The sequence below is a fragment of the Clostridium sp. TW13 genome (genome assembly GCF_024345225.1).
Classification (GTDB): Bacteria; Bacillota; Clostridia; order Clostridiales; family Clostridiaceae; genus Inconstantimicrobium; species Inconstantimicrobium mannanitabidum.
In genome coordinates this window covers 3,611,643-3,623,298 of sequence record NZ_BROD01000001.1, presented here as the reverse complement: position 1 = coordinate 3,623,298, position 11,656 = coordinate 3,611,643, and the positions used below count along the sequence as shown (strand labels likewise).

The following is an 11,656-nucleotide window of genomic DNA, read 5'->3' as shown; positions in this document are numbered from 1 at the left end:
GTAAAGTAAAGATTATTATTTTTTCTCTAATATTAATTTATAGGAAAATGTTCTTTGAAAATTGCATACAAGTATATAAATTACATTAATGTAATATCTCAAATGTCAAATTCAAATGCGAATTTAGATTTAGTAACTTTGTTAAGATAGGCACGATGTGTTTTAATAACACATCAACAAAAAAGAAACAAGTAGTACGCGGAGCTGACGAGCGAGCAGCGGAGCTTACTTAGGTAAGTGAGCAGCGCAGCGAGGAAAGCGACAAAGTAATACGAAGTTAGTTTTTTGTTGCATTGGCAAAAAGAAGCGAGTAGTACAAGAAAGTGACGAAACGAAGCGTGGAGCTTACTTAGGTAAGTGAGCACTGGAGTGAGGAAACTGACGCAGTAATACGAAGCTGATTTTTGACAAAAGGTCAAGCTACAAAGGGCGCATGGTGAATGCCTTGGCATCAGGAGCCGATGAAGGACGCGATAAGCTGCGATAAGCTTCGGGTAGGCGCACATAGCCTGTGATCCGGAGATTTCCGAATGAGGGAACTCACATGGGAAACCCCATGTACTGTACAATGAATAAATAGTTGTATGGAGGTAAACCTAGGGAACTGAAACATCTAAGTACCTAGAGGAAGAGAAAGAAAACTCGATTCCGTAAGTAGCGGCGAGCGAAAGCGGAAGAGCCCAAACCAGAGATTTATCTCTGGGGTTGCGGACAGAACATAACGTGAAGGTATCGTAATTGAAGATAGCTGGAAAGCTACACCGTAGAAGGTAATAGTCCTGTAAGTAAAACGAGAAGATCATAGTTCTGCTCCAGAGTACCACGAGACACGTGAAACCTTGTGGGAAGCAGGGAGGACCACCTCCCAAGGCTAAATACTACCTGATGACCGATAGTGAAGAAGTACCGTGAGGGAAAGGTGAAAAGAACCCCGGGAGGGGAGTGAAATAGAACCTGAAACCGTGTGCCTACAACCGATCAGAGCACCATATGAGTGTGATGATGTGCTTTTTGTAGAACGAGCCAACGAGTTACGGTATGTAGCGAGGTTAAGTACTTAAGGTACGGAGCCGAAGGGAAACCGAGTCTGAATAGGGCGACTAGTTGCATGCTGTAGACCCGAAACCGGGTGACCTATCCATGGCCAGGTTGAAGCGAGAGTAAAATCTCGTGGAGGACCGAACCACGTTGGTGTTGAAAAACCATGGGATGAGCTGTGGATAGCGGAGAAATTCCAATCGAACTCGGAGATAGCTGGTTCTCCCCGAAATAGCTTTAGGGCTAGCGTCGAATATGAGTAATGGAGGTAGAGCACTGAATGGGCTAGGGGGCATAGCGCTTACTGAACCTTATCAAACTCCGAATGCCATATACTATTAGTTCGGCAGTCAGACTACGAATGATAAGATCCGTGGTCAAAAGGGAAACAGCCCAGATCGTCAGCTAAGGTCCCAAAGTGTAAGTTAAGTGGAAAAGGATGTGGGATTTCCAAGACAACTAGGATGTTGGCTTAGAAGCAGCCACTCATTAAAAGAGTGCGTAATAGCTCACTAGTCGAGAGATCCTGCGCCGAAAATGTTCGGGGCTCAAACTTACCACCGAAGCTACGGCATCAGTTATACTGATGGGTAGGGGAGCGTCGTAATCGGGCTGAAGTCGTACCGTAAGGAGCGGTGGACTGATTACGAGTGAGAATGTTGGCATTAGTAGCGAGATGTGGGTGAGAATCCCACAGGCCGAAAACCTAAGGTTTCCTCAGGAAGGTTCGTCCGCTGAGGGTTAGTCGGGACCTAAGCCGAGGCCGAAAGGCGTAGGTGATGGACAATCGGTTGATATTCCGATACCACTATTAATCGTTATTACCGATGGAGTGACACAGGAGGATAGGATGTGCTAGCTATTGGATGCTAGTCTAAGCACTTAGAGAGTTGTGATAGGCAAATCCGTCGCAACAATCTTGAGGTGTGATGGGGAAGGAACTACGGTTCCGAAGTATCTGATTCCACGCTGTCAAGAAAAGCTTCTAGGGAGAGAAATAGTGCCCGTACCGCAAACCGACACAGGTAGGTGAGGAGAGAATCCTAAGGCCGGCGGAAGAATTACAGTTAAGGAACTAGGCAAATTGACCCCGTAACTTCGGGAGAAGGGGTGCCTACGAGAGTAGGTCGCAGAGAATAGGCTCAAGCAACTGTTTAGCAAAAACACAGGTCTCTGCTAAAGCGAAAGCTGATGTATAGGGGCTGACGCCTGCCCGGTGCTGGAAGGTTAAGGGGAATACTTAGCGCAAGCGAAGGTATGAACTTAAGCCCCAGTAAACGGCGGCCGTAACTATAACGGTCCTAAGGTAGCGAAATTCCTTGTCGGGTAAGTTCCGACCCGCACGAATGGCGTAATGACTTGAGCACTGTCTCAACTGTAAATCCGGCGAAGTTGTAGTACCAGTGAAGATGCTGGTTACCCGCGATTGGACGGAAAGACCCCGTAGAGCTTTACTGTAGTTTAGCATTGAGTTTCGGTATTGTCTGTACAGGATAGGTGGGAGACTGAGAAACCAGGGCGTCAGCCTTGGTGGAGTCACCCTTGGGATACCACCCTGACAGTACTGGAATTCTAACCGGGCGCCATGAAACTGGTGACGGGACATTGTTAGATGGGCAGTTTGACTGGGGCGGTCGCCTCCAAAAAAGTAACGGAGGCGCCCAAAGGTTCCCTCAGAACGGTCGGAAATCGTTCGAAGAGTGCAAAGGCAGAAGGGAGCCTGACTGCGACACCTACAAGTGGAGCAGGGACGAAAGTCGGGCTTAGTGATCCGGTGGTACCTCGTGGGAGGGCCATCGCTCAACGGATAAAAGCTACCTCGGGGATAACAGGCTGATCTCCCCCAAGAGTCCACATCGACGGGGAGGTTTGGCACCTCGATGTCGGCTCGTCGCATCCTGGGGCTGAAGTAGGTCCCAAGGGTTGGGCTGTTCGCCCATTAAAGCGGCACGCGAGCTGGGTTCAGAACGTCGTGAGACAGTTCGGTCCCTATCCGTCGCGGGCGCAGGAAATTTGAGAGGAGCTGTCCTTAGTACGAGAGGACCGGGATGGACTGACCTCTGGTGTACCAGTTGTTCCGCCAGGAGCATGGCTGGGTAGCTAAGTCGGGAAGGGATAAACGCTGAAAGCATCTAAGCGTGAAGCCCACCTCAAGATGAGATTTCCCATAGCGTAAGCTAGTAAGATCCCTTGAAGAACACAAGGTTGATAGGTCAGAGGTGTAAGTGTGGTAACATATTTAGCTGACTGATACTAATAGATCGAGGGCTTGACCAATAAAATAGATTAACAAAAAGAGATAAAACTTGTGTGCAATTTTGAAAGAACATAAAAGTTCTTTTAGGAAACTCACTCAGCAAAGCTGAGGAGTACAAATTTGCAAAGAAATATAAAATTTCTGCAAATTAAGCATCTGGTGATGATGTGTTTTTGGGTTACACCCCTTCCCATTCCGAACAGGATGGTTAAGCCAATTACAGCTGATGGTACTGCATGGGCGACTGTGTGGGAGAGTAAGTGGTCGCCAGGTAAATATATGGCTCGATAGCTCAGTCGGTAGAGCAGAGGACTGAAAATCCTCGTGTCACTGGTTCGATTCCAGTTCGAGCCACCAAAACACCTAGTGAATATACTAGGTGTTTTTATTATGCAATAGTTAATTAGTAAGTAATTAAAAAACAGTTTTATTGACAATATTATATAGGGAGATAACTGTTGTTAAAATAGATAAGCATATTAATTGCAGTAACAGGGTAAGTAGAACAATAATTATTGTAATAAGATTTATAACATGCTAGAATAAACGTATCCATTGATAAAAAAATACTAAATAAGTTAGGTAGTGGGATTAATGAAAAAGATATTATTTGTGATAGATACTTTAGAAGGAGCAGGTGCAGAAAAAGTTTTAATAAATATATTAAAGAATATGGATTATACTAGATTTGAAGTGGATTTGCTATTAATTTTTAAATGTGGTGCATTTTTAAAGGATGTCCCTAAAGAAGTAAATATATTAAATATATATAATGATTATAAAAATAAGCCATTCAAAAAGGTATATTCAATTTTATTTCATCGAAGTATTTATAAGAAAGTAGTAAAAAAACAATATGATGTGGAAGTTGCATTTTTAGATGCAAGTCCTGTATTTTTTGTAGCTCATAGTCCAAATAAAAAATCTAAAAAGATAGCATGGATTCATATAGATAGATTGCAAAGTAAACCAATCATACATAGAATTCAAAATGAAGAATTATATTTGCCTTTTGATAAAATTATATGTGTATCCAATCAAGTAAAAGAATCTTTTAGTACTTTGTTTAAAAATATTGAAGATAGAAAATTAAAGACTATATATAACCCTATAGATTCTGCAGATATAATGAAGAAAATAGATGAAAAAAGAGAAGAGAGAAATCTATTAACATTTACTAGTGTAGGTAGACTTACATATCAAAAAGGATATGATATTTTGTTAAAGGTTCACAAAAGATTAATTGATGAAGGACTAGTTCATAAAATTGAGATATTAGGTCAGGGACCAGAAAAAGATAAATTGCAAGAAATGATTGAACAATATAATGTTAAAGATACATTTATATTATTAGGATTTCAGCAAAATCCATATAGGATAGTAAATAATTCAGATGGTTTTATATGCTCATCAAGATATGAAGGATTTTCTCTAGCAATAGCAGAAGCTTTAGTACTGGGAAAACCAGTAGTATCAACTGATGTTGCTGGACCAATGGAGTTATTAGATAAAGGAAAGTATGGATTATTAGTAGAAAACACAGAGCAAGGATTATATGAAGGCTTAAAGAAGTTTATTCTTGATGAGGAACTTAGAAATAAATATGCTGAGAAGGCAATGGAAAGACGAGAATTTTTTGATATTAAAAAGGTTATGCATGAAATAGAAGATTTATTTGACTAAAATATTTGCATTTAAATAAGGGTAAACTATGAAGAAGCTAAATTAAGAAGAATATTTTTCTGAGGCTTCTTTTTAGTTTGCATACAAGAAAGTTACAAATAAATGAATTTTAAAATAAAGAATATAAAATATCTATTAATTATGGTATGATATAATGTGTTCAACTATAAAAGTTAAAATTCGAAGGAGAAATATTATGGAAGATAAAGTTATAGCTATAGTAGCAGGAAAAGAAATAAGAGAAAGTGATTTGAATGAGGTTATAGCAAGATATCCAGCTGAACAACAAGGAATGTTTCAATCAGAGCAAGGGAAAAAACAAGTTTTGGAACAAATGATTGGATTTGAATTGGTTAACAAATTCGGAAGAGAAAATAATTATGAGGAATCTGAAGAATATAAAGTTCAATTAGAAAAGATAAAAGCAGACTTATTAACACAAGTAGTAATAAATAAATTAATCTCAGAAGTTACAGTAACAGAAGAAGAAGTTAAAAAGTATTATGATGATAATGCAGAAGCTTTTGTAGAACCAGCTAGAGTTTCAGCAAAGCATATATTAGTAGATTCAGAAGAATCAGCAAATGAAATAAGAAAAGAAATTTTAGCAGGGTTAAGCTTTGAAGATGCAGCAAGAAAGTATTCTTCATGTCCTTCTAAAGAACAAGGTGGAAATTTAGGAGAGTTCTCAAAAGGAATGATGGTTCCAGAATTTGAAGAAGCAGCATTTCAATTGCCAATAGGAGAAATAAGTGTGCCAGTTAAAACTCAATTTGGATACCACTTAGTTCAAGTAGATTCAAAATATGAAGAAAGTACTAAGAGTTTTGATGAAGTTAAAACTATGGTTTTATCTAAGTTATTACAAGAAAGACAACAAAAGAAATATTTTGATTTTCTTAAAGGATTGTCAGCAAACTATGGGGTAGAATATAAATAACAGTTTTTTAGATAGCATGCTAATTTATTAGTATGCTATCTGTTAGTCCATAGATAGTTGGAAAGGAATATAACGAATGAGCAATGAAAAATCAATATATAAAAATACTATTTACAGCATATTATTAAGAGTCTTTAACATAGCTGTTCCGGTAATAGTTGGTGCATATCCACTAAACATATTTGGGGCAGATTTAATGGGTACTGCCAATTATAGTGAATCAATATATAATTATTTCATGATTTTTGCAAGTTTTGGTATGTACAATTATGCTCTAAGGGAAATAAGCAGAATTAGAAATGATAAGAAAAAAGTTGCTCAAATGTTAACTAGCTTCTTTATATTTGGCGTAGTAACACATTTGGTTGTAGCTGTAGTTTATTTCGCATTCATAACTGTTAGATTCAAGGGACAATTTATTTATCCAGTAGCTATTTTATATGGCATAAATATGATTCATCATTTGTTTTATATTGAGTGGCTAAATGAAGCTCAAGAGAATTATAACTTTATAACTATAAAAACTATAGTGAATAGATGCATTTATATAGTTCTATTATTTACATTGGTTAGAACTAAGAATGATTTTTTAATCTATGTTTTTCTTAACACACTTAATCTTTTTTTGAATAATATTATAAGCTATTGGTATATTAAAAGATCAATTCCATTTGATTTTTCTAATATAGAAATAAAGAAACATATAAGACCTTTAGCATATATAGCAGTTATTGCAAATGCAGATATACTATATACACAATTAGATAAAGTACTATTAGGAGCTTCTTCTAAAAAAGGGCTTTATTCATCTGTAGCACTTTATAATACACCTCAACTGATAGTAAGTTTAATTACTCCAATGATATTATCAATTGTAGCTGTAACTGTACCTAGGTTATCTAATGTAATATATGAGAAAGGAAACGAAGAATATGAAAAGTTATTATCAAAAATAACAACTATATGCTTTATGTTTTTATTTCCTGTAGGTATAGGATTATGCTTATATTCAAGAGAAACTATATTGTTATATGCAAGAAATAAGGAGTTCATAGGAGCAATTAATGTATTGCAGATATTTTCAATATATTTAATTATTACAGGGATAGGCTCAGTATTTACAAATCAAATTATGTATGTAAAGAAAAAAGAAACTGTATTATTTAAACTTTTATTGGTATGTGGAGTTTTGAATGTGATCTTTAAAATTGCTTTAAGTAAGTTAGGAACTTTTACACCAGTAACAGCTATTTTAACGACAACTATATCTAATTTTATATTAATAGTGATGCAGTATATTTATATTAGAACTAAGCTGAAAATGGAGTTTAATATTTTTAATTGGGAAAAGATGAAGTATTTTGTATATTCTCTATTATTTATACCAATTACATTGTTGCTTAGGGGGTTAAATTTAAGTACATTATTAATGGCAATAATAGGTGTATCAGTAAATGGACTACTATACATGGGAATATTGTATTTTACAAAAGATAGTGTTTTCTTAACTTTACTAGAGAAGATAACTAAGAAAGCTAGATAATATATGATGTAGGGGGATAATTAATGAAGAGGGATTTTAATCAAATGTTTCCTGATGAAAGAGAAAAATATGAGGCGGAAGGAAACTTAAAGCAGGCACAGTATATTATGCTTAGAATATTAAAAATAGTGTCTACAATTCTGGATGATAATAATATTACATATTGGTTAATTGGAGGAACATTATTAGGAGCAATCAGGCATAAAGGCTTCATACCATGGGATGATGATATGGATATAGCTATTCTAAAAGCAGATTATGATAAGGCAATGAAAGCGTTACAAGAAAACTTGCCAGATGATTTGTTCCTTCAAACTTTAGAAACAGATAAGGATTATATTATTCCTTGGATAAAGGTAAAGGATAACAATAGTTATTTAAGAGAGTATAGACCTGGAAATTATCATAAAGGAATATTTGTAGATATATTTCCTATGCAGTATGTTATAGAAGATGAAAAAGAAGTACAGAGAGTTAGAAATCAAATGAATTCATTGCATGCGTTATATACAGAGATAAAAGAACCTTTTTATAAAGTAGAGTCTTTTAAAATGTTCTTAAAGAATATAATTAGATTAGTTATAAAGATATGTACTTTTCCTGTAGTTCTTATGGGTAAAAAAAGAATTAATAGAATGATTAGAAATTCATGTGATAAACGTTCTAAAAAGGTTGAAGATAAGGAAAGTGGTAAGTTAGATTACTATATTGGAAGTTTATACTTTACCAATAGAGTAGATACTGAGACTATTTTCCCACTTAAAAAGTTACCATTTGAAGATTTTGAATTCTGTGTTCCTAATGATTGGCATAGATCTTTAGTTGACCAATTTGGGGATTATATGCAGATGCCACCAGAAAGTGAAAGGATATACCACAATTTAGAGATAATTCCACAGTTAAATAAGAATAAGGTGAATGAAAGGAAATAACCATGAAAAAAAACAAGTTATATTTTATATTTGTTTTCATAGTATTAATTATTTCAGCAGCATATAATTTAATGCCACGTGTAGCCAAAAGTGTAGAAAGCAAGCGTATATTGGCTTCAATTGACAGGGAAACTGTCGATAGAAAAGATATTGTAAACGCTATAGGGAAGGTTTCTCACAAGAACTTCAGCATAAAAGTTGATGATGAAGAGGATTGTGATGTTATAGTAAAATACAAGTCTAGTATAACAAAGGAACAATTGAAGAATTACAAAGTTGTTGAAGTAAAAGATGATTATATAGTTCCAATAGCAAAGAAAGAAAAAAATATTTTTAATATTGATTTAAATTCTAAATCTGATAATTACCTTATAGCAAGTAATGATGTAGCAAACTTTGTGGAATCTAAAGTGCAAGGTGCAGTGAAAGTGTATAAGCAGCCCAAGGATACTTATAAATTAGTAAAAAAAGAGGATGTTTTTAATGGATTTGTTCATTTAGTAGATTTATCAAAGGGGCAATTGGAATCTGTAAATATACTTAATTTTAATGGAATAAGCTATACAGATCCTAAATATCCGTTAAAAGACAAGTTGTGTGTACTTATAAAGAATGATGGTGTTGTAAGCAATATAGATATAGAAAGTATAAAATCTAGTATTAAATTGGATACTGAGGAAAAGAGGTAAGCTATGAGATATAAGAATAAAATTAACAACTTACGCTTGTATTGTATTACATATATTATATTAATTTTTTTATCTATTATTTTTGGGTATTTAATTAAAAATAGAGTTTATCAGATTGAAGAATTTAAACTATATAATATAAATGAAGATAAGATAACGTCAGATATATCATTTGTTGGAGCCAAGCAATTGAATGAGGCTAATAGTAGATTTAAGAGTAGTATAGGAGATATACATATTAATATCTATCCAGTTAGTGCACAGGATCATTTTTATAGGATGAATATATCAAGTAAGAATATATTATCAGAGCAAGATATAAAAGGTATCAATGAGGAGTACACTAAATATATAAAAAATGATGTTAAAGAGATATCTTTAGTTTCATTTAAAGCAATATCTAAAGATGCTATTGCAAGTAAGGCAGTAGACATTATTAAAAATATTTTTAATGTTAGTATTGTATTTTTTAGTTTTTGTTATCTTATATCTAAGTTAGATATGAATAAATGTAAGAAGTATGCAAATGAAAAAGTTTTAAATGTAATTGGAGGAATTCTGGCAATATTAACAATATTAATAGGTTACTCAATTACTCTATCTATAATGCTAATTGTTTTAGGTCTTTTCTTTAAATACAAAAAAGAAAATAATAAATTTTTAGCAATTACGTTTCTATCAGCATTTGTTATCAGAATAGTAACTTTAGTAGGAATGGTTATTGTTAGTAAAGTTAAATCAGGAATTGGAATGTCATATTTTCAACCAGATGAGATATTTTACTATTGGACAGGTAATCAAATATACACATCATTAGCTAAAGGAATTTGGCCTAACTTAGCTGCTATAGTAGAAAATAATCAGTATGGATATAACTTATTTATGGGATTAGTAGAGTTATTTAATAAGGAAATATTCTTTACAGCTAAGTTGATAAATTGTTTAGTATCATCTATGCTTATTCCACTAACTTATAGATGTACAATAAGATTATTTAATGATAAACGAGTAGCTAAAGTAACTACATTAATTTTAGTAGTTGTTCCTACTTTTATTCTCTTTTCAACATATGCGTTAAGAGATATGTTCATAACTATTCTAATACTTTTAATATTCTATGAAGTTATTGAAGTTATGGAGACAAAACGTAATATATTTAGCACTGTTTTTAAAGTTTGCATTTTCTCAATTATGTTAGTAACTTTAAGAATATATGCGGCTATAATGATAACAGCTATTTGGATTTTATATTTAATCTTAAGATTTTTTGAAAAAAGAGAAAAAAATATAATAATTATTTTTTTAATATCATTATTATTATTAATACCTGTAGAAAAGTTGGCTTCACATTTTTATGGTTTCAATATCTTTAATACATTTGTTTCTTATTTTACAAACTTAGGAGTAATAAAATATTTTACAGGATTAATTTGTAGTCTTGTGAACTTAGATTTTTTAACTAACATTGGTGGTGCTGTATATTCTGGAAAAACAATAATTATTAGAATGTTTTATCCTGATACAGTATTGTTAGTGTTATCCGCTCCACTATTTGTTATGGGGATAGTGGCAGCATATAAGAAAAATAAAAGTGCTACTATTGTTTTAATTTTATTAGCAATAGGATTTATAACAGTATATAAGTTCCAATATGGAGGATGGTTCCTAAGAACTCAATTACAGATATTTGTGTTCCAATATATGTTTATTGCTTTAGGATTTTCTAAATTCATTGGAAATAAGCATTTAACAGGAAAATTTAAATTTTTAGAATAAGACAAAAAATCTACTATAAAATATTTATAGTAGATTTTTTATTTTGGTATTTGAAAATAAGCAAAAAGTTCAGTATAATCTTTTATGCTGAAATCAGATATCTGTTGAATGTAGTTCCAAGATTCTTTATTATGATCATCATACACTCCTACAACCTTCATACCGCCTTTTTTAGCACCCAAAATAGCAACTGGTAGGTCTTCAAATACTAAACAATGTTCTGGAGGTATATTAAGTTTTTTAGCGGCAAGCAAATATACATCAGGAAAGTCTTTATTTCGAGATACTTCAGCAGTAGTTGTTATAGTATCAAATAAATCATATATATCATGACTTTTAAGAGCAGTTTCTAGTAAGTCAATAGAATTACTAGTAGCTAGTCCTATTTTTATTTTGGATTTATGTAAAAATTCTAGAAACTCCTTTGCGCCAGATTTTAAAGGTGTTTCATTTTTATAGGAATCTAATGCCATGTCATGCCAATCACCTATGATTTTTTCAATAGGCTCATTTATGTTAAAAGTTTGTTGAAAATATTGAGCAGTTTCCTTAAAAGTAAGATGTGATATTTTTTGTTGAAGATTTTTTGGACGTTCCTTGCCATACTTATTTAAATAATCTATGTCTATTTTATTCCAAACACCAATTGAATCTATTAGTGTACCATCCAAATCAAAAATAACAGCTTCTATATTGGTTAGCATAAAATTACCTCCTTATTATTTGCATTATGAACTTATACAACAAAGAACAAATCAGAATTAATTAATGTATTAAAAATAATAAATGAATAAGTTA

At 33.3% G+C, this 11,656-nt stretch carries 7 protein-coding genes, 1 tRNA gene and 2 rRNA genes; 9 read left to right on the top strand and 1 reads right to left on the bottom strand.

Going from position 1 to position 11,656, the window contains the following annotated elements; all coding sequences use genetic code 11:
• The first annotated feature begins 413 nt into the window (after positions 1-413).
• The 9 genes from OCU47_RS16735 to OCU47_RS16695 all read left to right on the top strand — a co-directional run bounded on the left by OCU47_RS16735 (position 414) and on the right by OCU47_RS16695 (position 10,858).
• Positions 414-3,315, top strand: a 23S ribosomal RNA gene (locus OCU47_RS16735).
• Positions 3,316-3,450: 135 nt separating this feature from the next.
• Positions 3,451-3,568, top strand: a 5S ribosomal RNA gene (rrf, locus tag OCU47_RS16730).
• 8 nt (positions 3,569-3,576) lie between these two features.
• Positions 3,577-3,652: transfer RNA gene (locus OCU47_RS16725), tRNA-Phe, on the top strand.
• A 237-nt stretch (positions 3,653-3,889) separates the two neighbouring features.
• A complete protein-coding gene (locus tag OCU47_RS16720) occupies positions 3,890-4,978 on the top strand; it encodes a glycosyltransferase (protein ID WP_261829748.1) in 1,089 nt (362 codons plus the stop codon).
• Between the two features lie 196 nt (positions 4,979-5,174).
• Positions 5,175-5,918 carry a peptidylprolyl isomerase gene (locus OCU47_RS16715; protein ID WP_261829747.1) on the top strand — a complete coding sequence of 248 codons (744 nt, stop codon included), beginning with the start codon at positions 5,175-5,177 and terminating at the stop codon, positions 5,916-5,918.
• A 76-nt stretch (positions 5,919-5,994) separates the two neighbouring features.
• Positions 5,995-7,461: an oligosaccharide flippase family protein gene (locus OCU47_RS16710; RefSeq protein WP_261829746.1), complete on the top strand. Its 1,467-nt coding sequence runs from the start codon at positions 5,995-5,997 to the stop codon at positions 7,459-7,461.
• Between the two features lie 23 nt (positions 7,462-7,484).
• On the top strand, positions 7,485-8,393 hold the full coding sequence (locus OCU47_RS16705; RefSeq protein WP_261829745.1) for a LicD family protein: 909 nt from the start codon (positions 7,485-7,487) through the stop codon (positions 8,391-8,393).
• A 2-nt stretch (positions 8,394-8,395) separates the two neighbouring features.
• Positions 8,396-9,082, top strand: a complete 687-nt coding sequence (locus OCU47_RS16700; RefSeq protein ID WP_261829744.1) for a hypothetical protein — start codon at positions 8,396-8,398, stop codon at positions 9,080-9,082.
• Positions 9,083-9,085: 3 nt separating this feature from the next.
• A complete protein-coding gene (locus OCU47_RS16695; protein ID WP_261829743.1) occupies positions 9,086-10,858 on the top strand; it encodes a hypothetical protein in 1,773 nt (590 codons plus the stop codon).
• 38 nt (positions 10,859-10,896) lie between these two features.
• Here the strand turns inward: OCU47_RS16695 and OCU47_RS16690 are convergent, their stop codons facing one another.
• Entirely contained in the window at positions 10,897-11,562 is a 666-nt protein-coding gene (locus OCU47_RS16690) for an HAD family hydrolase (protein ID WP_261829742.1), read from the bottom strand.
• Between the last annotated feature and the right edge of the window lie 94 nt (positions 11,563-11,656).

Excerpts from the sequence above, each read along its gene's own strand:
- OCU47_RS16715 (WP_261829747.1), top strand. The coding sequence starts at position 5,175 with ATGGAAGATAAAGTTATAGCTATAGTAGCAGGAAAAGAAATAAGAGAA.
- OCU47_RS16700 (WP_261829744.1), top strand. The coding sequence starts at position 8,396 with ATGAAAAAAAACAAGTTATATTTTATATTTGTTTTCATAGTATTAATT.
- OCU47_RS16720 (WP_261829748.1), top strand. The coding sequence starts at position 3,890 with ATGAAAAAGATATTATTTGTGATAGATACTTTAGAAGGAGCAGGTGCA.
- OCU47_RS16695 (WP_261829743.1), top strand. The coding sequence starts at position 9,086 with ATGAGATATAAGAATAAAATTAACAACTTACGCTTGTATTGTATTACA.
- OCU47_RS16705 (WP_261829745.1), top strand. The coding sequence starts at position 7,485 with ATGAAGAGGGATTTTAATCAAATGTTTCCTGATGAAAGAGAAAAATAT.
- OCU47_RS16690 (WP_261829742.1), bottom strand. The coding sequence starts at position 11,562 with ATGCTAACCAATATAGAAGCTGTTATTTTTGATTTGGATGGTACACTA.
- OCU47_RS16710 (WP_261829746.1), top strand. The coding sequence starts at position 5,995 with ATGAGCAATGAAAAATCAATATATAAAAATACTATTTACAGCATATTA.